At 63.4% G+C, this 23,264-nt stretch carries 20 protein-coding genes, 1 tRNA gene and 1 other RNA gene; 9 read left to right on the top strand and 13 right to left on the bottom strand.

Annotated features, from left to right (window positions below):
• Positions 1–70: 70 nt before the first annotated feature.
• From AC50X5_RS01165 to AC50X5_RS01175, 3 genes are read right to left on the bottom strand one after another with little or no spacing between them, the layout of a single operon-like run.
• Positions 71–928 (bottom strand): sugar phosphate isomerase/epimerase family protein, encoded by an 858-nt coding sequence (locus tag AC50X5_RS01165; RefSeq protein WP_494974361.1) that lies wholly within the window; start codon positions 926–928, stop codon positions 71–73.
• Positions 925–2,139, bottom strand: a complete 1,215-nt coding sequence (locus AC50X5_RS01170; RefSeq protein ID WP_494974362.1) for a dihydrodipicolinate synthase family protein — start codon at positions 2,137–2,139, stop codon at positions 925–927. Before AC50X5_RS01170 ends, AC50X5_RS01165 begins: the two co-directional genes overlap by 4 nt.
• Entirely contained in the window at positions 2,139–3,308 is a 1,170-nt protein-coding gene (locus AC50X5_RS01175) for a Gfo/Idh/MocA family protein (protein ID WP_494974363.1), read from the bottom strand. The genes AC50X5_RS01170 and AC50X5_RS01175 overlap by 1 nt, the downstream gene beginning before the upstream one ends.
• 182 nt (positions 3,309–3,490) lie before the next feature.
• Here AC50X5_RS01175 and AC50X5_RS01180 point away from each other — a divergent pair, with 182 nt between their 5' ends.
• Together AC50X5_RS01180 and AC50X5_RS01185 are read left to right on the top strand one after the other, a co-directional pair.
• On the top strand, positions 3,491–4,573 hold the full coding sequence (locus tag AC50X5_RS01180) for a LacI family DNA-binding transcriptional regulator (protein WP_494974364.1): 1,083 nt from the start codon (positions 3,491–3,493) through the stop codon (positions 4,571–4,573).
• A 9-nt stretch (positions 4,574–4,582) separates the two neighbouring features.
• Positions 4,583–5,398 carry an alpha/beta hydrolase gene (locus AC50X5_RS01185; RefSeq protein ID WP_494974365.1) on the top strand — a complete coding sequence of 272 codons (816 nt, stop codon included), beginning with the start codon at positions 4,583–4,585 and terminating at the stop codon, positions 5,396–5,398.
• Here the strand turns inward: AC50X5_RS01185 and AC50X5_RS01190 are convergent.
• Together AC50X5_RS01190 and mptB (AC50X5_RS01195) are read right to left on the bottom strand one after the other, a co-directional pair.
• Entirely contained in the window at positions 5,395–6,183 is a 789-nt protein-coding gene (locus tag AC50X5_RS01190) for a sugar phosphate isomerase/epimerase family protein (protein ID WP_494974366.1), read from the bottom strand. The genes AC50X5_RS01185 and AC50X5_RS01190 overlap by 4 nt on opposite strands.
• Before the next feature lie 12 nt (positions 6,184–6,195).
• Positions 6,196–7,821 carry a polyprenol phosphomannose-dependent alpha 1,6 mannosyltransferase MptB gene (gene mptB / locus AC50X5_RS01195; protein ID WP_494974367.1) on the bottom strand — a complete coding sequence of 542 codons (1,626 nt, stop codon included), beginning with the start codon at positions 7,819–7,821 and terminating at the stop codon, positions 6,196–6,198.
• A 259-nt stretch (positions 7,822–8,080) separates the two neighbouring features.
• Between mptB (AC50X5_RS01195) and AC50X5_RS01200 the strand changes: the two genes are divergently transcribed.
• The gene (locus tag AC50X5_RS01200; protein WP_494975195.1) at positions 8,081–9,397 is read left to right on the top strand and encodes a glycosyltransferase 87 family protein; all 1,317 of its coding nucleotides are present in this window, start codon (positions 8,081–8,083) and stop codon (positions 9,395–9,397) included.
• 136 nt (positions 9,398–9,533) lie between these two features.
• Positions 9,534–10,682 (top strand): glycosyltransferase 87 family protein, encoded by a 1,149-nt coding sequence (locus AC50X5_RS01205; protein WP_494974368.1) that lies wholly within the window; start codon positions 9,534–9,536, stop codon positions 10,680–10,682.
• 63 nt (positions 10,683–10,745) lie between these two features.
• Here AC50X5_RS01205 and mptB (AC50X5_RS01210) read toward each other — a convergent pair whose 3' ends face one another.
• Positions 10,746–12,272 carry a polyprenol phosphomannose-dependent alpha 1,6 mannosyltransferase MptB gene (gene mptB, locus AC50X5_RS01210; RefSeq protein ID WP_494974369.1) on the bottom strand — a complete coding sequence of 509 codons (1,527 nt, stop codon included), beginning with the start codon at positions 12,270–12,272 and terminating at the stop codon, positions 10,746–10,748.
• A 159-nt stretch (positions 12,273–12,431) separates the two neighbouring features.
• On the opposite strand from mptB (AC50X5_RS01210), the gene orn reads away from it, so the two are divergent.
• From orn to AC50X5_RS01230, 4 genes are all read left to right on the top strand, one after another.
• On the top strand, positions 12,432–13,046 hold the full coding sequence (gene orn / locus AC50X5_RS01215; protein WP_494974370.1) for an oligoribonuclease: 615 nt from the start codon (positions 12,432–12,434) through the stop codon (positions 13,044–13,046).
• 173 nt (positions 13,047–13,219) lie between these two features.
• Positions 13,220–13,292, top strand: a tRNA-His gene (locus AC50X5_RS01220).
• A 97-nt stretch (positions 13,293–13,389) separates the two neighbouring features.
• Positions 13,390–13,962 (top strand): peptide deformylase, encoded by a 573-nt coding sequence (gene def / locus AC50X5_RS01225; RefSeq protein ID WP_494974371.1) that lies wholly within the window; start codon positions 13,390–13,392, stop codon positions 13,960–13,962.
• Positions 13,962–14,855: an acyltransferase domain-containing protein gene (locus AC50X5_RS01230; RefSeq protein ID WP_494974372.1), complete on the top strand. Its 894-nt coding sequence runs from the start codon at positions 13,962–13,964 to the stop codon at positions 14,853–14,855. Before def ends, AC50X5_RS01230 begins: the two co-directional genes overlap by 1 nt.
• On the opposite strand, the gene AC50X5_RS01235 is transcribed toward AC50X5_RS01230, so the two are convergent.
• The 5 genes from AC50X5_RS01235 to rnpB form a co-directional block, all read right to left on the bottom strand.
• Entirely contained in the window at positions 14,852–15,649 is a 798-nt protein-coding gene (locus AC50X5_RS01235; RefSeq protein ID WP_494974373.1) for an HNH endonuclease family protein, read from the bottom strand. The two genes, AC50X5_RS01230 and AC50X5_RS01235, sit on opposite strands and share 4 nt — an antisense overlap.
• A gap of 148 nt (positions 15,650–15,797) precedes the next feature.
• A complete protein-coding gene (locus AC50X5_RS01240; protein ID WP_494974374.1) occupies positions 15,798–16,007 on the bottom strand; it encodes a hypothetical protein in 210 nt (69 codons plus the stop codon).
• A gap of 74 nt (positions 16,008–16,081) precedes the next feature.
• On the bottom strand, positions 16,082–17,563 hold the full coding sequence (locus AC50X5_RS01245) for a glyceraldehyde-3-phosphate dehydrogenase (RefSeq protein ID WP_494974375.1): 1,482 nt from the start codon (positions 17,561–17,563) through the stop codon (positions 16,082–16,084).
• A 287-nt stretch (positions 17,564–17,850) separates the two neighbouring features.
• Positions 17,851–20,031, bottom strand: coding sequence for an acyltransferase family protein (locus AC50X5_RS01250; protein WP_494974376.1), 2,181 nt, complete (start codon positions 20,029–20,031; stop codon positions 17,851–17,853).
• A 97-nt stretch (positions 20,032–20,128) separates the two neighbouring features.
• Positions 20,129–20,514, bottom strand: an RNA gene (gene rnpB / locus AC50X5_RS01255) — RNase P RNA component class A.
• A 56-nt stretch (positions 20,515–20,570) separates the two neighbouring features.
• Here rnpB and AC50X5_RS01260 point away from each other — a divergent pair.
• Complete coding sequence (locus AC50X5_RS01260) at positions 20,571–21,335, top strand: YaaA family protein (RefSeq protein ID WP_494974377.1); 765 nt, start codon at positions 20,571–20,573, stop codon at positions 21,333–21,335.
• A gap of 65 nt (positions 21,336–21,400) precedes the next feature.
• Here the strand turns inward: AC50X5_RS01260 and AC50X5_RS01265 are convergent, their stop codons facing one another.
• Positions 21,401–22,138 carry a zinc ribbon domain-containing protein gene (locus AC50X5_RS01265; RefSeq protein ID WP_494974378.1) on the bottom strand — a complete coding sequence of 246 codons (738 nt, stop codon included), beginning with the start codon at positions 22,136–22,138 and terminating at the stop codon, positions 21,401–21,403.
• Positions 22,139–22,260: 122 nt separating this feature from the next.
• Entirely contained in the window at positions 22,261–23,181 is a 921-nt protein-coding gene (locus AC50X5_RS01270; RefSeq protein ID WP_494974379.1) for a Nif3-like dinuclear metal center hexameric protein, read from the bottom strand.
• Positions 23,182–23,264: the final 83 nt, after the last annotated feature.

Genomic DNA, 23,264 nt, shown 5'->3' on the forward strand with positions numbered 1-23,264 from the left:
CCCGCACCCCCTTGGAAAAACAAGGGCGGTGCGGGCCATTTACGTACTGCGCAGGAGAGCCCGCGGCGGCTCAGGCGTACGGTAGAACCAGCTCCGCGTAGCGTTCCTTCACCGTGGCCAGCACAGTATCGCCGTCTGTATCCCAGATGTCCTGGTTGAAGATTTCCACCTCGATGTCACCGGTGTAACCGGCATCGCGTACCCAGGACCCGATCGTGGCGAAGTCCACGACGCCGTCACCCATGTAACCGCGCGACAGCAGCGGATCTGCCGCGATGGGCATGTTGAAGTCACAGACCTGGTACGAAGCAATCCGCTGCTCGCGGCCTGCCCGTTCGATCTGTGCCTTCAGTTCCGGATCCCACCAGACGTGGAAGGTATCCACTGCGACGCCGACGGTAGCAGCATCGAACGGGGCTGCAAGGTCCAGTGCCTGGCCCAAAGTGGAGATCAAGGCCCTGTCCGCCGCGTACATCGGGTGCAGCGGCTCCAGCACCAGTCGGACGCCGTTCTCTTCGGCGAAAGGAACCAAATCGGCGAGGCGGTCCGCGACGCGCTGGCGCGCCGCCACGACGTCCTTCTCCCCCGGTGCCAGGCCGCCGACCACCAGGAAAAGCTCCCTGGTGTCCAGTGCCACGGCTTCCAGGATCGCAGCCCGGTTGTCCGCGAGTGCTGCGGCCTGCCCTTCGGCGTCAACCGCGGTAAGGAACCCACCACGGCACAGGGACGAGACGCGCAGGCCTGCATCCTTGATCAGGCGGGCTGCCTTGTCCAGGCCGGCTTCCTCAACGCGGTCCCGCCAGGGTCCGATCGAAGGAATGCCGGCCCTGACGCAACCGTCAACGACCTGCGCGAGGGTCCATTTCTTGGTGGTGGCGCTGTTGATCGCCAGCCGGGAGAAGTCTGCGGATTCTGACTTGGGCGTCATACGCCCACCCCGTTGATGCGCAGGTAGTCAGACATCCGGAACGCTGCCAGGGCCGGGTCCTTCAGCAGGCCTGCCCGGTCCGCGAGTTCGAACGTGGTGGCCAGATGGCAGACGGAGCGGCCGGAGTGCAGGCCGCCCACCATCTGGAAGCCCGGCTGCTGGCCGTTCAACCAGGACATGAAGGCGATCCCGGTCTTGTAGTAGAACGTTGGCGCGCTGAAGATGTGCTTGCCCAGCTCCCGGGTGGAATCCAGGATCTCCCGGGCCTTGGCAGCGTCGCCGTTATCGTAGTTCTGCAAAGCGACCGAAGCCGCCGGGTAGATGGCCGCGAAGATACCCAGCAAGGCATCCGAGTGGTGGTTGCCGTCGCCGTCGATCAGTTCCGGGTAGTTGAAGTCGTCCCCGGTGTAGAGGCGGACGTTCTCCGGGAGCACCGCGCGCAGCGCAACCTCGTGGCTGGCATCGAGCAACGAAACCTTAACACCATCCACCTTGTCTGCATTGTCCCGGATCAGGCCAAGGAAGGTATCGGTGGCGGTTGCAACATCGTCGGAGCCCCAGTAGCCGGCGAGAGCAGGATCGAACATGGTGCCCAGCCAGTGCAGGATCACCGGCTGGTCGACTTCCTGGAGCAGGGTGGAGTAGACCAGCAGGTAGTCCTCCGGGCCCCTGGCCACCTTGGCCAGGGCGCGGGACGCCATGAGGATGACCTTGGGGCCGGCCTCGCTGACCACCGCGATCTGCTCGCGGTAGGCCTCGATGACTGCGCTGATGCCGGCATCGCCAGCAGGCAGAGCCTCGATATCCAGCTGGTCCGTACCGGCACCGCAGGAAACCAGGTCCCGGACGCTCTTTCCGGCCGTGGCAGCGTTGCCGGAAGCCACTACCGAGGCGGCTTCCACGCCGGTCCGCTTGATGAGCTGCTGGGTGGCAGCCCAGTCCAGGCCCATGCCGCGTTGGGCCGTGTCCATGGCATCAGCAACGCCCAGGCCATAGGACCAGAGTTCGTGCCGGTAAGCCATGGTGGCATCCCAATCGAGCCGGGCAGGAGCGCCGGGGGTGTTGTCCGCCAGGACCTCGGGGATGACGTGTGCTGCGGCGTAGGCGCGGCGGGCAGTCAACGGAGCAGTGGGACGGGCCCACGAGACGCCGCCCTGCAGACGGTACTCGCGGGTGCCGCCGTCGTTTGAAGGAAGGATCAGGGAAGTCATCAGAGCGCGATCTCCGGGATGTCGATGGTGCGGCGTTCGTCGTTGGACTGCAGGCCCAGCTCGGCAAGCTGCACACCACGGGCTGCGGAGAGCAGGCCGAAGCGGTGTTCGCGGCCGGCCACGACGTCGCGCAGGAATTCTTCCCACTGCAGCTTGAAGCCGTTGTCCAGTTCGGCATTCGCCGGGACTTCCTGCCACTGGTCGCGGAAGGATTCCGTGACGGGAAGGTCCGGGTTCCACACCGGCTTGGGGGTGTGGGCGCGCTGCTGCGCGACGCACTTGTTCAGGCCGGCAACAGCGGAACCGTGGGTGCCGTCGATCTGGAACTCCACCAGTTCATCGCGGTAGACACGAACGGCCCAGGAGGAGTTGATCTGGCCAACAACCTGATCGCCGCCGGGGGTCTCCAGCTCGAAGATGCCGTAGGAGGCGTCGTCGGCCGTGGCCTTGTATTCCTTGCCTGCCTCGTCCCAGCGGGTGGGGATGTGGGTGGCGGTTTTGGCGCTGACGCTCTTGACCTTGCCGATGATGCCTTCGAGGACGTAGTTCCAGTGGCAGAACATGTCGGTGGTCATCCCACCGCCGTCTTCCTTGCGGTAGTTCCAGGACGGACGCTGCGCGGCCTGGACATCGCCTTCGAAGACCCAGTAGCCGAACTCACCGCGGATGGAAAGGATGCGGCCGAAGAAGCCTTCATCAACCAGGCGGCGGAGCTTGACCAGGCCCGGCAGGTACAGCTTGTCGTGCACAACGCCTGCCGTTACGCCGGCTTCCTTGCCGATACGGGCCAGTTCGATAGCCTCTTCGAGGGTTTCGGCCGTGGGCTTCTCGGTGAAAATGTGCTTGCCCGCCAGCATGGCCTTCTTGAGCGTGGCGGCGCGGAGGCTGGTCATCGAGGCATCGAAGATGACGTCCACGGACGGATCGTTGATGACTGAATCAAGGTCCGTGGTCCATTCGGAAACCTTGTGGAGTTCCGCAAGCTCACGGATCTTCGCCTCGTTGCGGCCTACCAGGATCGGCTCAACCTGTACCCGCGTGCCGTCCGCGAGGGTGAAACCCCCTGCGTCGCGGATGGGCAGGATTGAACGCAGCAGGTGCTGGCGGTAACCCATTCGTCCGGTGATGCCGTTCATGGCGATACGGATGGTCTTTGTTTCCAGGCTCATGGGTCCTCCACGGTGAGTTGAGCAGTGTTACTCAAGCTATAAGGCTAGGTCTGATGGGAAAGCGCATTCCCAATGGTTTTCATCATGCCTTGTCGGCCCGGAGTTTGGCAAGCGCTTTCCGAAAGCATTCCCTCACTGCCATACTGGTGCTCGAACCAATCCAGTGGGCAAAGGAGACTCCGGTGGCAGCAAGCACCCTCACAGAGGTCGCGCGACTGGCCGGGGTTTCGCCAGCCACCGCCTCCCGCGTCCTCAACGGGTCCGCGCGAAAGCCCGGACCCGACATTGCCGAACGCGTGCGCAAAGCCGCTGACTCCCTCGGCTATATCCCCAATGCCCAGGCCCAGGGACTGGCCAAGTCCAGCTCGGGCCTGATCGGCCTGATTGTCCATGACATTGCCGATCCCTACTTCGCTGCTATCGCCCGCGGCGTACAGGAAGAAGCCCGGCTACAGGACCGAATGGTGCTCCTTGCCACCACGGCCGGCGGTCCCCACGAGGAAAAAGAGGCCGTGGCGGCCTTTGCAGCGCGCAGGGCTGACTCGATAGTGATCGCCGGTTCCCGCTCGGCCAGGGCCGGCGATGAAGAAGCAAACAACGAACTTGCCGCGGAACTGGACCGTTACTGCCGCAACGGCGGACAGGTCGCCGTCGTCGGTCACCCCGTGGTGGGAGCATCGACGGCCCAGGGTTACCACGTGGTCAGCGTTCCGAATGAGGACCTGGCCGCGGCCCTGGCGTCAGAACTGGCCAGCAAACACAAGGGTGAATTCCTGATTATCGGCGGCCCTGAAGGGCTGTTCACCTCCGATGACCGCATCCGGGGTTTCCAGCGTGGCCTGGCCGCTGCCGGACGGCCGGCCGCAGAGGTCCTGCGCCGGGACTTCAACCGCTCCGGTGGTTATGACGCTGGAGTAGCTGTTGCCCGCCGTATCAGGGAGAGCAGGGAGAGGGAGCAGGCATCCTCAGCTGCTGCGGCCGCCCGGCTCTGCATTTTCGCCGTCAACGATGTGATGGCCATCGGGATGGCCGGCGCCCTACGCTCGGCAGGCCTGCGGATCCCCCAGGACGCAGCAATCGCCGGCTTCGACGACATTGAAACGCTGCGTGATTTCCGCCCGGAACTATCCACGGTGCACCTGCCGCTCGAAGAAATCGGCAGGGCTGCAACCAGGGGTGCCGGTTCGACGCTCAATGGGCAGGCAACCCTCTCTGTTCAGGGCGAAGTCATCTTGCGCCACAGCACCGAACCTCCCATTCTGTAAGGACCCTTCATGACCATTGACGCCACATCCCGGACACGAGCACAGCCCAGCGGGCTGACTGTCATCCCGGCAGCAGGACCCCTTGCAGGCATCAGCGCCCCGGGCACCGCCACTGCGCCAACACCCGCGCCGGCCATACTGATCCTGCCCGGCGGAGGCTACGGCCACCAGGCGGACCACGAAGCGGAGCCGGTGGGCCACTGGCTGGCCTCGCTCGGAATTCATGCTTTTGTGCTGCGGTACCGGGTTGCCCCGGAGCGGCACCCCGCTCCGCTGGAAGATGCCAAATCGGCCATGCTCTGGATCCGGCAGGGCTCCCATGGGCTGGCCGTGGACCCTGCCAGGGTGGGCGTCCTGGGTTTCTCAGCCGGCGGCCATCTGGCTGCCACGTTGTCCACCGGGGTCGAGACCGGCGACGCCATGCTGGATGTTCCCGCCACGGCACCGAATCTGAGCATCCTGTGCTACCCGGTTATTTCTTTCCTGGACAACAGCCACCAGGGATCCATCGACAATCTGCTGGGGCCGGAAACCGGGTCGACTTCACCTGCCCGGAGCGAACTGGCAGCGGCGTTGTCCGCGGAGCGCAACGTCAACCCCGGCACGCCACCTGCCTTCCTCTGGCACACCGCGGAGGACGCAGCAGTACCGGTATCCAACAGCCTGGGTTATGCGGCGGCACTGGCCGCGGCCGGAGTTCCTGTGGAACTTCACGTCTTTCCGCAGGGCAGGCACGGCCTCGGACTCGCAAAGGCCGAAGCCGGCACAGAACAGTGGACAGGCCTCTGCGCTGACTGGCTTCGACGGATGGCCTGGACCGCCTAGTCCTCCCGCAGCACCACCTGGTTCAGGAAATCCGCATCGCGCAACAGGTTCGCGGGCAGGTCATCCCGGACAAACTCCAGCATCAGGTCCAGTTGCATGCTGTCCTCGTGAAGTACCGCTGCCACGGACTCCCACAGTTCTTCGCGCGCTTCCAGCGGCAGCCGCTCAGTCCCCGGCCACCAGGAAAAGCAGTGGACGCCCAGCAGGAATGGCAGTACCTGGCGCAGCGAGGCCAGCGCATCCTGGTCGGAAAGTCCGACGGCGGGCTGCCAGTAAGTTCCCACGTTTTCCTTGCCGATGGCCTCCAGGAGACTGACTGTTCCTTCCGGAGTGTCCGTCAGGGTGCCGCCGTGATACTCCAAAGCAATGGACAGCCCGTGCTCCCCTGCCATTCCCGCAATCCGCTTCCCGTCCGCTACGACGTTGCGCCGGTGCGCTTCATCGGAGTCAGCACTGGCCAGTGTTCCTGCCCACACCCGGATCCGTGGCGCCGCCGCACGGACAGCCAATCCGGCGAGCGCTGAAAAGTCCTCCCCGGAGCCCAGCCGGTAGTAAGACCCCAGGGACAACACCGCCAGCCCGGCATCCGCTGACGCCTGGGCTGCTTCCTCGGCAGTGGCTTCATCAACCACATGCACGTCTGTTCCCCATTCGATGCCTGCCAGCCCGGCGTCGGCGGTGATTGCGGCGACCTCACGCACCGATGACCCGCGCAGCGTGACCGAGCAGAGTCCAGGGACAAGGTGGGCGCGGTTCCACTCGGACAGCCCTGCCGGTACATTCATGGATCGAATCCCTCAAGCCTTCCGCTGCTGCCGGAACAGCACGTGTGTTTTTGCATCAAAGAACATCAGGTAGGCGGCCATGGACACGCCGACCGCGATCGCTACGGCGCGTACCAACCCGATCGGAATCCATCGGAAAACACTGAGCTGGTCGGTCAGCGCGATCAGCACGAAGAAAGTGGTCAGATAGAAAACAACCCGCAACTGCCAGCCGTCCTTGATGCCGCCCACCGCGAACAACGCCAACAGCCAGACCATGTACCAGGGCTGGATCATGGGCGCCAGGAACACGACGCCGGTGAACGCCCAGGCGGTCCGGCGCACCATGACGAGGCGGTAGTCAGTCTCTGAAAGCAAGCCGGCAGAACCGCCGGGAGTGCCGCCGGCAAGGACGCCGGGGAGTCGGCCGGAAAGCTTCGGGAAGAACCCGGAGGGCCACTGCCGGATTCCCAGCGGGCCAGTATTCGCCGGGCGAAGGGTCAGCCAGATGACGATCAGGATGGACGCAACGGTCCCCACCATCTGCACAGCGTCGATGACGCCCTCCCCCGGTAGGCCGAGGAAACCGGTGATCAAACCCAGGAGATGGGACAGAAGCCCCACGGGGGCATACCAGATCCACACGGAACTGGAAGTCTGGAGGGCTCCGATCCAGCCGAAACCGAGGCCGTTCACCAGGCCTGCCACAGCCAGGAGGCCCATCGAAATCGCCAAAGTCCCCGTCCAGCACAGGAAGCGCCGGGACCAGCCTGCCTTATGGCCCGCCCAGAGCAGGCCAACGAAGGGCAGGGCGATCAGCGTGATCGGCTTGATGGCGATCGATGCCGTGACCAGGACTATGCCGAGGATGGGGCGTTTGATTGCAGTGAAATAGATGCCGGCCATGCACAGGCCAAGCATGAGGGAGTCGTTGTGGGCGCTGGCGATGAAGTTGATCAGGACAACCGGGTTCAGTGCCACCAGCCACAGCGTCCGCTGCGGGTTAAACCCGTTGAGGGCCGCCAGCTTGGGCACGTAAACCGCCAGCAGGACCAGGCCCACGAGCACGGCAAGCCGGAAGGGGATGATGGCTATCTCGGGAATTTCGAAGCTGATGGCCACTGATGCCTGTTCAATCCAGAGCCACAGCGGACCGTAAGGGGTGGGCGCCTCGGTCCACAGGGTGTCAGGGCCCAGGTTGTAGTAGTTGGGAAGGGCCGAGATGCCATCGGTGTAAGGGTTCAGGCCATGAGTCATCAGCCGTCCCTGGCCTATGTAGGCGTACACGTCACGGCTGAACAAGGGCAGGCACACCATCAGGGGCAGCGTCCACATCCAGAATGCACGCATCAGCACGGGACTGCAGCGCGGGTCCCAGTCCCCCACCCGCTGGGCCAGTCGAAGCCAGGCGCGCAAAAGGAGGAGGGCGCCTACGCACAGCATGATGGTGGAAACGATGACGGCGAAGGGAGATGTGCGGGCGAAGATGAACAACGGAGTCCGGATCAGCCCGCTGCTGCCTGCCAACCATCCCAGTCCTACCGAGGCCAGGGCCATCAGCACCGAGCCGAGAAGGCCCTGGAGGATGGTGGAGCGGGATTCCGCCATCAGCGATTGAGTGAAGGGGTCCCGGGTGCTTTTGCGTTCAGTCGAAATCACCGAACCTCCTGCTCCCGGATTGCGCACATCCGACGACACCATGAATGATTTGCCCTGTCCGAGTTTTGTCCGTGGCCGGGAAACACCTGTGGATCCGCCGCCTGCTGGGGAATAATGCCACTCTAGCACCGGGGCACTGCACGCTGCCGGGATACCATGGACACGTCCCGGCGCCTTCCGGCAGCCGGCCGCCATCTTTGCTGTCACACAACAGACTGGGCCTGCGGGCTGCCGTCGCCAACCGAGAAGGACGCCTCCCATCTCTGCCGATTCTTTCTTCAGTGCACTCACCCGGTTCCGGCGGAGGGTCCTCCCGGACAGCTGGGAACGCGCCCTGCTGACCCCGCGGGGCCTTCTCTGGGGATTTATCCTCATCCACGCCGGGTTCCTCACCTTCGCACTGATTCTCTCCCTCAGGGGCGAGGCGTTCAGCGATACTTTCATCTACCGGGAGTGGGCAGCAGCCGGATTCGACGACGACCGGTTGTCCGGCGGCCCCAGCCCCTGGGTCTATCCGATCCTGGCGCTGATCCCGCTGTACCTCGCCGGCGTCGCAGGTTCGGGGCCCTACTTTCTCCTGTGGGTCCTGATGACTACCGTCCTGAACGGGATCGCGCTGGGCAAGCTCACTGACTGGGGACGAAATGCCGCCGCCCTTGCTGCCGGCTGGTGGTGGTTGTCCTTCGTCCTCCTCCTGGGCTGGTTGGGCTTCGCACGCGTGGACGGACTGACTGCTCCCCTGGTGCTGATCGCCTTGGCTTACGGCGTTAAGCGCCCGTTCGTGGCCGGTGTGCTCCTGGCTATCGGAACGTGGATAAAAGTCTGGCCCGCCGCCGTCATGCTTTCGCTGTTTACCGTGGTGAAAAACCGGCTGCAGATCGTGCTCGCCGGAGTGGTGGTTTCAACCCTGGTAGTGGGTCTGGCGGCGTCGATCGGTTCACTGCCCAAACTGCTGAACTTCCTCACGCAGCAGGGTGAACGCGGGATGCAGCTGGAGGCAACTTTCACCACGCCCTGGCTGTGGCTTTCCGTCCTTCGCATTGGCGATTCCCGTATGTACATGAACACGGACATCAATTCGATGCAGGTTGACGGCCCGGGCACCACCCTGATGGCCGCGCTGATGCAGCCGCTGCTGATCGTCGCGGCCCTGCTGGTAGCGGGCCTGACCTTTTGGGCACTGCACAACGGCAACCGGTCCGGCGGCGTGGACCGGACCGAACTCCTGCTCGCCGGCTCGCTGACCATGGCCACAGCTTTCGTGGTCTTCAACAAAGTAGGGTCGCCACAGTTCATGGTGTGGCTTGCTCCTGCCGTTGCTGTCGGGCTGGCTCACTCCTTCAGGGAATGGCGGGTACCGGCGGCCATGCTGATCGTCATCGGGCTGGCGACGTTCTGCATCTACCCGTTGTTCTACGATGCCCTGAGCCACAACAACCCGGCCATGGCACTGGTCCTTACCTTGCGCAACGTCCTGCTGGTTGTGCTGTTCGGCTGGTCACTGCGGCGGTTGTACCTGCTGGGCCGCAAGCAACCCGCCGCAGAAACAGCACACCCCGCACTCAAGGAGTCCTGAAATTCCTGTCTCATTTTTCGAACGGCTGGTTCGCGCCCGTGACGCTGTTCTGCCGCCGGCAGCAGTCCGATGGTTCACCCGGCGCTCCAGCGTCTGGTGGGGATTCGCCGTCGTCCACGTGTACTTCCTTGCCTGGATGGCCAGCTTCTTCCTCAACGGCGGGACTTTCTCTGATACGGAGCAGTACCGCCAGTGGGCTACCGCCGGATACAACCCTGAAGACCTTGACGGCAAGATCAGCCCCTGGGTCTATCCCGTCCTTGCCCAACTGCCCATCTTCCTGGCCAACATTGCCGGCCCGGACGCTTACCTGCTGGTCTGGACGCTGATCATCACAGCACTGAATGCTGCGGCCCTTGCGTTCCTTACGTCCGGAACACGCCGGGTGGCCGGTATAGCTCCGGCATGGTGGTGGCTGTTCTTCACGATATTTATGGGCTACCTGAGCTTTGCGCGAGTTGAGGGAATCACCGGACCCATCGTCCTGGTGGCACTGCTGGTGGCGGCGCACAGGCCGGTGGTGGCCGGTGTACTCCTGAGTATCGCCACCTGGATCAAGGTGTGGCCCGCGGCGGTCCTTGTACCTGTCATGATCGCCAGCCGCAGGCGGGTGCAGATCTTCCTGTCCGGCGTCGCTGTGACGGCAGTGGTTGCGGCCGGCACCTGGCTTTCCGGTGGCGCCGCGCATCTTTTGGACTTCCTGACCAACCAGGGCGAGCGCGGCATGCAACTGGAGGCCACATTCTCCACCCCCTGGGTATGGCTCAGCGTCCTGGGCATTGCAGATTCCCGCATCGCTGACAACGTCGCCATCAATTCCACGGAGGTCTATGGCCCGGGTGCCACGGTAGCTGCGACGCTGATGCAGCCGCTGCTGATCCTCGCAGCCATTGGTGGAGCTGTCCTGCTGGCCTGGGCGCTCCGGAACGGCGCCGAACGCGAGGAACTGTTCCTCGAAGGAGCGCTGCTGATGACCACTGCCTTCGTGGTCTTCAACAAGGTTGGCTCGCCCCAGTTCATCATCTGGCTGGCGCCTGTGGTTATTGCCGGGCTCACCCATGACTGGCACCGATGGAAAGTCCCTGCGGCTTTGCTGATGGGCATAGCGATGGCCACGTTCATCATCTATCCGTTGTTCTACACGCCTCTGATCCACGCCAATCCGCTGATGGCAGCCGTCCTGACCGCGCGGAACGTGCTTCTGGTGGTGCTGCTCTGGTGGTCCGTCCAGCGCACCCTGGAACTGGGCAGAAGGGCACGCGCCGGGCGCCTGGCAACGGCCTGACCGCACCGGGTCACACCTGATGCCCGCTGTACAGGTCCACCGGATGCACGGTCGAGGCAGGGGCTAGGGAAGGGTTACCTTGTTCCGCGCCTGGAGCCACGTTTGGGGCTTGCCTTCCACCAGCAGCTTCCGGGTGTGCGGGTCAAAGACCAAAAGGTAGACGGTGAATGCCAGTGTGATCACCGAGGCAAGGGACGACGCCGATACGTTCAGTTCCACGAAGGACCAGACGGACAACTGGTCCTGGGCGCCAAACACCACAAAGAACGTGATGACGATGTACAGCGACTTGATCTGCCAGTCATTGCGGATGCCGGTGACGGCCAGGAACGGGATGAACCAGAGCACATACCAGGGCTGAATAATCGGCGCGAGCATGACTATGGCGCCGAACGCCAGTGCCAGGCGCCGGACCAGCAGCGGGTACGAGCCACGGAACATGAGAACCAGCACCAGAGCGATGCTCAGCAACTTCAGGCCGCTGCGAAGCACGCTGGCCATATCACGTCCCGGCAGTCCCAAACCGTTGGCCAGCCATTCAACCTGCTGCCCGATCAGCCCGGAGGGGGAATACCCCGTGTAGCCGGGCGTGGGATCCAGGATGGCCCACGTCCAGCCCAGCCCCAGGCCGTATGGAATGCCGCTCAGCACCAGCACCACCAAGCTGATTCCGGCGGTGGCGCCCCAGAAGAGGAACCGGCGCAGCAGTGAGGCACCGGGACCTGCCCACATCAGTCCGAGGAACGGCAGCAGCAGGATGGTGATGGGCTTGATCCCGATCGAGGCCGTCACCAGCAGGATGCCCAGCACGTGCCTGCCGGTGGCCGCCGCGTAAACACCGGCAACAGCGAGGCCCACCATCAATCCATCGTTGTGGGCGCTGGCCACGAAGCTGATCAGGAACAGCGGGTTCGCTACAGCGATCCACAGCGCCCGGGCGCCGCTCACGCCATGGAGTTCAGCAAGCTTGGGAACATAAACAACGCAAAGTACGACGCCGATCCCCGCCAGCACGCGGAACAGCAGCACCGAAAAATCCGGCTGCGCCCCTGTCACCTGGACAACCAGGCGCGCGAGCCAGAGGAAGTAGGGGCCGTATGGGGTTTTGGCTTCCGCCCACGCCGGATCAGCACCGAGCGAGAACCAGTTGCTGAGCGTGCTGATCCCGGTGTTGTAGGGGTCCTGGCCCTCAAGCACCAGCCGCCCCTGGCCTGTATACGCGTAGACATCGCGGGAGTAGATGGGAACCGCGAACATCATGGGCGCGGACCAGGCAGCTACAGCTGCCACCACGGAGCGCAGGGAACCTTCACCCCAGTCCTTCAGGCGCTGGCCGAGCCGCAGCCATGAGCGGGTCAGGAGCATCGCACCCACGGTCAGCAGGACAGTAGACACGGTGACGCCCCACCCCTCCGTGCGCAGCGCAATCACAAGCCAGTGCCGGATCATCGGGGAGCCGTTGGCAATCCAGCCCGCGCCGATGGAGCCGACCAGCATCATCAGGGACCCGATGAAGCCCTGGACGATGGCTACATGGGCTTTGGAAGGCACGACGGCAGACTCGTCGGAGCTTGAACCGCGTGCCTTCATGATGGGTCGAGTCCTTCTGGTACGTAGTCGAAGCGGCGCCGGAACAGACTCGAGGAGTGGTTCAACGGACTTGGTGATTATATCAGCCGGTGCAATTCCGGCCGCTGGTGGCACACCTTTCGGAGGCATCGCGACAGCCGATGCCGGTAGGCTGACGGGGTGCCTATAACTAATGAACGCATCGTCTGGATTGACTGCGAAATGACCGGGCTTGATGCCCGCAATGACGCCCTGATTGAAGTGGCCGCCCTGGTGACGGACTCTGAACTGAACATTTTGGGGGACGGTGTGGACGTCGTCATCAAGCCCACTGATGCCGCCCTGGCCCAGATGAGCGACTTTGTGCGGGAGATGCACACCACGTCCGGCCTGCTGGAGGAACTTCCGCATGGCAAGACCATGGCGGAAGCCGAAGCCGCGGTGCTCGAATACATCGAGAAGTGGGTACCGGATCCCCGGCGTGCTCCGCTGGGCGGTAACTCCGTCGGCACTGACCGGGTGTTCCTGGCACGGGACATGCCTGCCGTCGTCGAGCATCTCCACTACCGGGTGATTGACGTCAGCACCATCAAGGAACTGTCCCGCCGCTGGTTCGCCCGCGCGTACTTCCAGTCGCCGCCCAAGCATGGCGGCCACCGCGCGCTGGGAGACATCCGGGACTCCATCAATGAACTGCGCTATTACCGCGAGGCGGTCTTCGTGCCGGCACCGGGCCCTGACTCTGCCACAGCACAGGCCATCTCCCGCCGGATTTCCGCTTCCGCGCAGGATTAAGCCAGCAGGACAGCAGGTTTTGCCGGTTGCGCCGGAGAGTAATCTGCGCCACGTTCGCGGGGAAATTTGCCGCAAAAGCACCAAAGTGGTCAAAGTTCCCTCAAACAGCAGGTAAACTATTTGACGTTGCCTTTCCGGACAGTTGATCTTCGGCGGTCTTGGCGTGGCACATGGTGGGCTTAGCTCAGTTGGCAGAGCGCCTGGTTGTGGTCCAGGAGGTCGCGGGTTCAACCCCCGTAGCTCACCCGCTCCGAACGGTACAGATCCGTTCTCCACAAAGGCTGCACCGGTTATCCGGTGCAGCCTTTGTTGTTTTATCCGGCTTCGCGAGAAGGACCTTGATATGACCGTTCTGCCAATCACCATCTGGGGCGAACCGGTGCTCCACCGGCGGGCTTCCGAGGTGGAGGTCTTCGACGACGAACTCCGCACCCTGATCGCGGACATGTTCGAAACCAACGACGCCGCTAACGGTGTGGGACTCGCGGCGCCGCAAGTCGGGGTGGGCAAACGGATCTTCGTTTACAAGTACGCCAACGAGGACGGCGTCCCTCCCACCGGAGTGGTGGTAAACCCGGTACTGACGCTGTCCAAGGTCTCCGGAGCGCTGCCCGATCCGGATGAGGAAGAGGAAGGCTGCTTGTCCTTTCCTGATGGTGCCTATCCGCTCAAACGTGCCGAGTGGGCCCGTGTGCAGGGTTTCGACGGCGAAGGTAATCCCGTGGACTTTGAAGCCACAGGCTGGTTTGCGCGGGTGATCCAGCACGAATACGACCACCTTGACGGCAAGCTGTACGTCAACCGGCTGATCGACAAGTACGCGCGGAAGGCCATGAAGCAGGCCAAGCGCAACGGCTGGGGCGTGCCGGGCCTGACCTGGATGCCCGGTGTCGATCCCGACCCGTTCGGGCACTGATGCGTTCCGAAGCCACAGACAGCGGGCCAGCGGACACCGGGCCCCTGGACAGCGACGCCATTGCCCGGCGGCTGGAGCTTCTTGGTATCGATGAGGCTGACAAGGCAAGCTGCACTGCGCTGCTGGCCTGTGCCGCCTCATCCGGGGTTCGCCAGGCCATGGACCAGCTGGAGCGCCGGTTAGGGTCTTTTGCCGTAGAACCTGCAGAGGACGGCGGACTCTCCGAAGAGACCTGGATCGACGCCATCCTGCGCTTCGCGCCCCGCGTGGTCTGGTGGCATGGGCAACAGGGCATCTCCGCGGAGGACTCAGCCCTGATCCTTGCCGATATCGGACGGCAAATGGCCATCCACCGCCGGGTCCATGTCAGCTTCGGCCTGGAAACCTGGTCCTGGCTGACCCTGCAGCTGACGGGCAGCATGTTCCAGCTGGGCCGGCTTCAATACCATCTGGTACCCAACCCAAACCATGGCGGCTGGGTCCTGGACATCCATATCCCGGAACTGACCGGCAGGGAGGCCGGACTGACACCGGGCGCAGTGGATGCCAGCCTGGCCCTTGCCCGGACTTTCTTCGCTGCCCGTTTTCCGGACAAGCCGGTCAGCACGGCGACGTGCTCGTCGTGGATGCTTGATCCCTATCTCAGCCGGGTGCTCCCCCACGGCAATATCGCCGCCTTTGCCCGGCGCTTCGTCGTAGGGCATTGCACTGATGCTCCTGAAGATGCGGTCTACTTCACTTTCCGGAAGCGAGGCCTGCAGGACCTTGACCGCCTTCCTCGGGAAACGTCGCTCCAGCGGGCGGTCCTGGAAAGAATTGACGACGGCGGCACCTGGCAATTGGGCCATGGGCACCTGCAGCTGCCGGACAGCGGGAGCGTCCCGGGCGCCTAGCCGGCCCGAATGGTTCGTTGATCCGGGCAGGAATCCAGGACGCGTTTCATCGCGTCCTTTTCGGCCTGGGTTACCCACAGACCGTAGGACGCTTTGACCGAAATCTGCCGGGCGACGTAGTGGCAGCGGACGGATTTGTTCTTTGGCAGCCAGGTAGCGGTATCGCCCGCCCCCTTCTGTTGATTAGCGTCGCCGTCCGCCGCAATCAGGTTCAGGGGGTCGTTGGCCAGGCTTTGGCGTTGCGCAGGCGTCAGACCCTGGGCTCCCTTTTGCCAGGCATCGGCCAGCGCCACCACGTGGTCGATTTGGACTTCCCGGCTGGTCTGGGCTCCACGCTGGAAGGCCACCACTTTGCCGGTATACGGTTCGGCCAGTGTTCCGGCCGCCACTGCACATTGGGAGTTTTCGGAGAATTCGATCCCGCTGAGGTCACGCCGGAGGATGTCGTTGCGTGTGTCGCATCCGTTGCGGTCGACGTCGGACCAGGCCTGGCCGAACTGTTCACGGGAGTACTGGTTCTTGGGCGCCCGTCCTTTGACTTCCAGCAGGTCCAGGGCCTCGGCGGCCCTGATGTCCGGGACAACGTGGACGGCAATGACGGGCTTCATCCACTCGGCATCGTAGACCCGGACTTCACTGGGCCCGGCCACGGAGGGTTCAGCCAGGGCGAACTGTCCTTCGGCGAAGAACCAGCCGGTGCCAAGAATCGCCCCGGTGACTGCAACAGCAAGCACCAGCCATGCCTGGCGGGAACGCCTCCGGGCGCGCCGGTAGGCCTTCCAGTTCAGGCTCATGCCGGCAGGCCTGTCACTGGTAAGGCGGTGGCTTCCGCGGGTTGGTTCGATAAGCAGGTTAAATCATGCACCCACAGAGCTTAGGGCACACGGCAGACGGTCTCGCCACTGTCCACAATGTGGAGGAACAGTGGGGCGCAAGATTCCCCTACTGTTCCCGCATGACCCTGCGCAAATCCTCTTCCGCCAGCTCAAAGAGGTCTTCAAGCTGGCGGACCCGCTCAGCTGTGACGTCACCGGCAGCATGGCCTGCCCTGGCGTTGCTCAGCAACTTGGTTGCCTGTTTGAGGTTTGCCTTGGCCACGTCGAGGGCGTGTTCCAGGGCGGTGTCGTGCTCCACGGCTGATTCAGTGTCCATGCCACCAGTGTGAGCCGGAATCCCGGCTGATTCCAGAGGAACAGCCGGGATTCTCAGACACTTCTGCTGCCGTGCTACGCGGTGGCGATTGCCTCAAGCGCCGCAGCCGGTTCCTTGGCCGGGAACGAGGGCGGGTTCACGCCCGCCATCTCCTCCATCACCCGGACAACCTGGCAGCTGTAGCCAAATTCATTGTCGTACCAGACGTAAAGAATAACGTTCTTGCCGTTGGAAATGGTTGCCAGACCATCCACGATGCCGGCACGGCGTGAACCCACGAAGTCGGTAGACACTACCTCGGGGGAATCGATGTAGTCGATCTGCTTGCGCAGGTCCGAATGCAGGGACATCTGGCGCAGGTGCTCGTTAACTTCATCCTTGGTGGTGCCGTTTTCCAGGCTCAGGTTAAGGATGGCCAGTGAAACGTCCGGCGTGGGAACGCGGATGGAGCTGCCGGAAAGTTTGCCCTGGAGTTCGGGGAGCGCCTTCGCTACGGCGGTGGCCGCACCCGTCTCGGTGATAACCATGTTCAGCGCGGCCGAACGCCCGCGGCGGTCGCCCTTGTGGAAGTTGTCGATCAGGTTCTGGTCGTTGGTGAACGAGTGCACCGTTTCCACGTGGCCATGGATTACACCGAATTTGTCGTTGATCGCCTTCAACACCGGCGTGATGGCGTTGGTGGTACAGGACGCCGCGGACACAATCTGGTCCGTGTCCTCGATGCTGCCGTGGTTGATGCCGTGCACGATGTTCTTAAGCGCCCCCTTGCCGGGCGCAGTCAGCAGGACCCGGGCCACGCCCTTGCTCTGCAGGTGCTGGGACAGGCCCTCAGCATCTCGCCACCGGCCGGTGTTGTCCACCACCAGGGCATCTTTGATCCCGTAGACGGTGTAGTCAATGGTGGCCGGGTTGTCCGAGTAGATGACCTGGACCTGTACGCCGTTGGCGGTGATGGTGTTGGCTTCCTCGTCAATGCGGATGGTGCCTTCGAAGGAACCGTGCACCGAGTCGCGGCGCAGCAGGCTGGCGCGCTTGGAGAGGTCCTTGTCGGAGCCCCGGCGGACCACGATGGCGCGAAGGCGGAGGCCGTGGCCGCCGCCGGCCTTTTCGATCAGGAGGCGGGCCAGCAGGCGGCCGATGCGGCCAAAACCGTAGAGTACGACGTCGGTGCTGGTGCGGTCGTCCGCACCGCGCTTACCCACAACCTCGGCCAGTTCGGCGCGAAGGAACTCTTCCAGGGTGGCGCCATTGCCCTCGGCCTTGAATTTCTGGTTCAGGCGGGCGATGTCGATGGCTGCCGCACCCAGGTCCAGCCCGGCGAGGGTGTCCAGCAGCGGGGCGGTCTCCTCCAGGCGCAGTTCGTCCTTGCTCATCCGGCGGGCAAATCGGTGTGCCTTGAGGATGTTCATGGTGGACTTGTTGATCAAGCTTCGTCCATGAATGCTGGTGACCACGTTGTTGTCGCGGTACAACCGGCCAATCACGGGGATCATGGCCTCGGCAAGAGCCTCCCGGCCCATCCACGTATCAAGACAAGAGTCTGAAGTCTGGCTCACTCAACTACCTTCCTCGGTTCAACCGCCCACGTCCCTGTGTGCGGAAGTCCGCCGCCGGAGGTTATCCGATGGCGCAGTTCCGGGGCTTCGGTCCAGCCCTGGTATCTGGAATCAGCGCAAAGAAAAACCGCCGGCTGTGAACGCATATCCGGCGGAGGAACTTCTACGTCCGGTCTCTATTCTAGAGTCCGGGACGAGTGTCCAAAGCGCTATCAGCCGTGAATTGACTCACATGGGGACGGGCGGAAGAGGGAGCCCATGGTGACCGGGCTCCCTCTCCTGCAGTGCTAGCCCGCCAGCGCCTCCGCCATGACAGGTCCAAGGGACTTCGAAAAAGCTGCCGTAAGGTGGACGCCGTCCGCGTAGACAGTGGTACTGCCCACGAATGCCGGGCAGGTGTTGTTGGAAGAGCAGAACCACGGCCGCGTGTCGATGAACTGGACGTTTGGAATACCCGTTGCCCCGGCTCTCCCTGCTTCTGCGATGGCACGGTGACGGCTGTCCACCGAGGTCGTGCAATCCCCGGGTTTGCTGATCCTGGTTGCGCAGTCAGCGAGGTTCTTGCCGATCGGCGGCGAGTCCATCACGACGATGCGTTCGGTGGATCCCGTGAGGGACTCAAAGGTCTTTCGGGCACCGCTGGTCCATTCATCCAGCATTGCCTTCTCCTGGGCGCCACTGGCCAAAAGTGCCGTGGCCGTATTGGACATCAGGACCATGTCAGGCCGGAGTTCGGCAACTTTACCGAACGTCCACTGCCGGAACGGGTCACAGTCCGGGTGCTCAGAGCGGTCCGCTTTGATCACCGTCAGGGAGAACGCCGGGCATTGCATCAAAGTGATCACGCGAACCTTGTAGCCCTGCGGTTCCAACGCAGCCCGGATACCGGAAACATAACTGATGGACATGGAATCCCCGAGCACAACGGCCGTTTTGGGCGCCGCAGGATCGCCAAAAATGCAGCGCTCGGAGTTAGCGGCGGGGTCACCCTCGGAATTCATCTCATTACCCAGGCAGCCGTCTGCCGCCCATTCCGGAACGAGCTGCCCGCGGCCCAATTGGTCAATTGCGGGGGAAAGTTCAGGCCAGCTGGGAGTCTGCAGTGCAGTAAGAATGGCAGCCGAATGAGATGACGCGGCGGTGTTTGATGCTGCCGCAGAGCCGGGCTCCGCAACCGGCGATGCCTGACGCACCATTACCGCCTGCTCGTCCGGCGCAGTCCGTGTCAGCGCAACTACTGAGACGACAAGTGTGAGGGCTGCCAGGGAGGAGACTCCGGCTATCACAAGGATATTCGCGGTCCTGGCGTCCAAGCCCTTTTTCTTCCGTTTCCAAGTGTCCCTGGGTTCGAGCCACCGCGAGTTCCTGACCGGATTCTCAATCGCATGGTAAGTAACTGACGCAAGTGCAAAAGCAGCGAACAGCACAGCGACAAAGAAGATGACACCTTCCGGCAACACCATGGACAGGAAGACAATCAGCGGAAAATGCCACAGGTACAGCGAATACGAGATGTTACCGATGTAGCCCATCACCCGGTTGGTCAGCGGCCACAGGTGCTTCTGTCCGCCGCCCGTTCCCGCAGCGATGACCAGAGCGGACGACAGAACCGGAAGAGCTGCCCATGGAGCGGGGAACAAGGAATCCGCGGTCACCACGAACAGACTGACGCCGATGCCCAACAGCCCCAACCAGGCAAGAACAGGCCGGAGAGCGCCGGGAATACGGGCCAGTTGCGCTGCGCCCACAGCCAAAAGTGCACCCACACCGAGCTCCCATGCGCGGGAAAACGTAGAAAAGTACGCCCAGGTGGGCTGGGTCCTGGTTTCGGTAAGTGCCCACGCAAAGGACACCGCGACAATCAAAGCCATCGTTACACCGATAGCGATGTGGGCGGCCTTGGTTGAGCGGCCCCTCCTGCCTGAGGTCATGAAGAAGATGAGAAGCATCAGCCATGGCCACACGAAGTAAAATTGTTCTTCTACAGCCAGGGACCAGAAGTGCTGAAGCGGGGAAACTGCTCCCGCAGCGTCAAAGTAATCCGTGCCTGCTGTGACAAATCGCCAGTTGGCTGAAAAGAACGTGGCCCAGACGGCGTCAACAAAGACGTCTTTACTGCGGGCTGCGCTGAAAAGCAGGTATGCAGCAGCAGAGGTAGCAGCGATCACCACCAGGGCGGCCGGCATAATGCGCTTAATGCGCCGCCGATAAAAGTCGGTAAAGGAAATCTGCCCGGTGCGGTCGTGTTCGCGGATAAGCAGACCGGTAATCAGGAAACCGCTGATAACGAAGAAAACATCTACGCCGACAAATCCGCCGGAGGGCCAGTGGAACAGGTGGTCGAATATGACAGCAAGAACTGCAACAGCCCGAAGGCCCTGGATGTCGGGGCGCAAACCTGCTTTCGGTTTGGCAGGCTGTTTCTCAGAGCTCGAAAAGGGCGCACTGAAACGAGTGATTGTAGACATGGATTCCCTCACGGTTGAGACCTTCGGAAATTCTATGGCACGCGGGTTTTGCTCCCTAACCGTCACAGGTAATACGGGTGCGGGAAACCAGTCTGAAGGGATGGGTTGACCGATACGCCGGGTTCTGTCCTCCCCTGCCGTTGCCGTCAGGGGGTGGCGGCCATCCATCTACGAACGCCGTTGCCGACGTCCTCCAGCGGCCTACCCGGGCACTCGGGCGAGCAGCCCTCAGTCATGCCCTGTCTGGCCTTGCTCCGGGTGGGGTTTACCTAGCCTCCCCGGTCACCCGGGGAGCTGGTGGTCTCTTACACCACCGTTTCACCCTTACCTGTCTTCCCCGTCAAGGACGGGACAGCAGGCGGTCTGTTCTCTGTGGCACTGTCCTGCGGGTTACCCCGAGTGGGCGTTACCCACCACCCTGCTCTATGGAGCCCGGACGTTCCTCGAGCCACTTGCGTGACGCGCGGCCGCCTGGTCAACCCATCCGTCCACCAGTCTACCGGGCACGCCTGGCAGTTCCTTCCCGGTAGGATCTACGGGTGCTGATTCTCCTCCCCCCGTCCGAAGGCAAAACCCCGGCAGTCAAAGGCACAGCGATGGACTGGGCCGAGTTGAGTTTCCCTGTACTCAACAACTCCAGGGCGAAGGTGCTGGAAACGCTTGGTACAGTCAGCGCGCACCAGGATGCCCTCGCGCTACTGGGCGTGGGCGCATCCCTGAGTGGCGACGTCGAACGTAACACCCGGCTCCACGCAGAACCCGCCGCGCCCGCGCACAGCATTTATTCCGGCGTGCTGTACGACGCCCTGGGATACCGGACGCTTACCCCTGCCCAACGGCGCAAAGCCGACCACAACGTCCTGATTGTGTCAGCGCTGTGGGGTGCCATCCGTTTTGGCGACAGCGTGCCCGCTTACCGGCTGTCCATGGGGACCGCGCTGCCCGGCGTTGGGCGGCTCGCCTCATTCTGGAAGCCGCAGCTTGCGGCGGCACTGGCCGAGCACAGCGAAGGACATCTCCTGGTGGACTGCCGCTCCAGCACTTATGCCGCGGCCTGGGCGCCGCCGGTCGAGCGGACGGTGGCCGTGAACGTCTTCACCGAGGTTAACGGCGTCCGGAAAGTCGTGAGCCACTTCGCCAAGCACACCCGGGGCGAGCTGGCCCGGCATCTGCTGAGCCGGCGCGGCAAACCGGCCGCAACGCCGTCGGAACTGCTGAGGGCCACGCGGGAAAAGTGGGAGGCAGAGTTAGTTGCAGGTTCGGCACGCAAGCCGCACGCCCTGAACATCATCCTCAGCAACTAGTCCCCACCGCCTCCCTCGCCTCGCAAGCTCGGCCAGGGAACCCTGGCGCGTAGGCCCAGGAGTGCCTAGGCCCACTCAGGTGAGCGCACCAGGATGCAGCCTGAGTCGGGGCAGAAGACGATGTCGTCCTCTGCAGCGGACTTGATCTCCGCGAGGTCGCCCGGGCTCAGCTGCATCCCGGAGCCCTCGGACTTGCCGTGAAACAGGCGTGCCGCGCCTACCCCGCGCCTGGCCAGCGTCTTCTCGTAAATGGCCAGCATTCCGGCATCCAGTCCTGCGGCAAATTCGGCGCGCTGGCCGCGGACCACGGTGGCTTCTGCTTCAACCTCAGCCAAGGCCTCGTCCAGTTCGGCCCGTATTCCCGCAAAGGAGCCCTGAATGCCGTCAACGATCTCCTGTTGCCGAACCTGTGTGGCGCGTAGTGTGTCCAGGCGCTCCAGGACCTCAAGTTCAACGTCTTCGAGGTCCGAGCGGCGCTTGTTCAGGGAGACAATGTCCTTTTGCAGGGCGACGAGGTCCTTCGAGAGTCCGGTGCCGCTGTTCAGCCGTGCTTCGTCGCGCTCGATGCGTGAGGCAACCTGTTCGACGTCGGCCTCCGCCTTCTTGAGCTCGGACTCGGCATCGTGGACGGCCACCTTCGCCGCTCCGAGCTGGCCGTTGGCCACGGACAGCGCCGCCTGCAAGTCGGTGATGCGCGGATCTGATTCCAGGACGCGGCGGCGGCTGGCAAGCGAAGTCAATTTGGCATCCAACGCCTGCAATTCAAGCAACTTCAACTGTTCCGCCGGTGCTGCCTTGGCCACTATTTACCTCCATAAGTTTACGCCGGCACCCGCCGGCGCGCCTCGCGGCGCTGTATAGACTCTAGCGCCTGGCCTGCTCCCCCAGCCCCGCTGTGCTCACCCGGGGCCCTCGAACACCGGGCTTAGCCCGGAGTGAGTATGAAGTCCCAGGGGTCACTGTTGGTTCCGCTCACCTGGATCTGGACATCGTGGCCCTGGTCGGAGAGCACGTTGCCCAGTGCCGCGGCGGCGGCCGGAAGCCACAGCCATTCGCTGGCAAAGTGTGAGACGTCGATCAGGTAAGGCCGGCCGTCGACGGCGGACTCCCGGGCTTCCGAAGCTGGATGGTGCCGGAGGTCAGCGGTCACGTAGACGTCCGCCCCGCTGGCCCGTACCTCGTCGAACAGGGAATCTCCCGCGCCACCGCAGACAGCCACGCGACGCACTACCGCGGATCGGTCGCCTGCCACTCGGACTCCCCCGGCCACCGAAGGCAGGATGCCGAAGACGCGCGCGGCAAAGTCACCCAGCGTTACTGCTTCGGACAGCTCGCCCACCCGGCCGATACCTTCCTCCGGCAATCCCTGGGCCGATGGCGTGAGCGGGTGCGCGTCCTGGATCCCCAATGCATCGGCCAGGACATCGGAAACACCTCCGATGGCGGAATCACCGTTGGTGTGAACGGTCAGCAGAGCTGTTCCGGACTCGATCAGGCGATGCACGGCCTCGCCCTTGGCGGTGGTGGCCGCAACGGAGGTGACTCCGCGGAGCAGCAAAGGATGGTGGGTGAGCAGCAGTTCCGCGCCCCATTCAACGGCTTCCTCGATGACTTCCAGGGTGGGATCCACAGCCAACATGATCCGCTTGACCTTTCGTGCCGGACGGCCGGCAACCAGGCCCACTTCATCCCAGCTCTCGGCAAGGGACTCCGGCCAAAGCTCCTCAACGGCGAGGAGCACTTCAGCGAGCGTAGGCGCCTCCGACGAGGTCCCCCCGTCGCCTCCCTCGCCGTTATTGCCGGCGACCTCGGCGCCATCGGGAGAGTCAGGTTCTACAGCTTCCATCCCACCGTTTTACCCTATGCGCACAGCCCGCCGCGAACCTTGCGGCGACTTCGAACCATGCCCGATCCCCTGGGCTGGAAGCC

Source organism: Pseudarthrobacter sp. MDT1-40-2, from assembly GCF_059383595.1.

Bases quoted from the DNA above. Each gene is read 5' to 3' on its own strand.
- AC50X5_RS01170 (WP_494974362.1), bottom strand. From the start codon at position 2,139: ATGACTTCCCTGATCCTTCCTTCAAACGACGGCGGCACCCGCGAGTAC.
- AC50X5_RS01230 (WP_494974372.1), top strand. From the start codon at position 13,962: ATGCGTTCCGAAGCCACAGACAGCGGGCCAGCGGACACCGGGCCCCTG.
- AC50X5_RS01205 (WP_494974368.1), top strand. From the start codon at position 9,534: ATGGCCAGCTTCTTCCTCAACGGCGGGACTTTCTCTGATACGGAGCAG.
- AC50X5_RS01270 (WP_494974379.1), bottom strand. From the start codon at position 23,181: ATGGAAGCTGTAGAACCTGACTCTCCCGATGGCGCCGAGGTCGCCGGC.
- def (WP_494974371.1), top strand. From the start codon at position 13,390: ATGACCGTTCTGCCAATCACCATCTGGGGCGAACCGGTGCTCCACCGG.
- mptB (WP_494974369.1), bottom strand. From the start codon at position 12,272: ATGAAGGCACGCGGTTCAAGCTCCGACGAGTCTGCCGTCGTGCCTTCC.
- AC50X5_RS01175 (WP_494974363.1), bottom strand. From the start codon at position 3,308: ATGAGCCTGGAAACAAAGACCATCCGTATCGCCATGAACGGCATCACC.
- AC50X5_RS01240 (WP_494974374.1), bottom strand. From the start codon at position 16,007: ATGGACACTGAATCAGCCGTGGAGCACGACACCGCCCTGGAACACGCC.
- AC50X5_RS01165 (WP_494974361.1), bottom strand. From the start codon at position 928: ATGACGCCCAAGTCAGAATCCGCAGACTTCTCCCGGCTGGCGATCAAC.
- AC50X5_RS01185 (WP_494974365.1), top strand. From the start codon at position 4,583: ATGACCATTGACGCCACATCCCGGACACGAGCACAGCCCAGCGGGCTG.
- AC50X5_RS01190 (WP_494974366.1), bottom strand. From the start codon at position 6,183: ATGAATGTACCGGCAGGGCTGTCCGAGTGGAACCGCGCCCACCTTGTC.
- AC50X5_RS01235 (WP_494974373.1), bottom strand. From the start codon at position 15,649: ATGAGCCTGAACTGGAAGGCCTACCGGCGCGCCCGGAGGCGTTCCCGC.
- AC50X5_RS01250 (WP_494974376.1), bottom strand. From the start codon at position 20,031: ATGTCTACAATCACTCGTTTCAGTGCGCCCTTTTCGAGCTCTGAGAAA.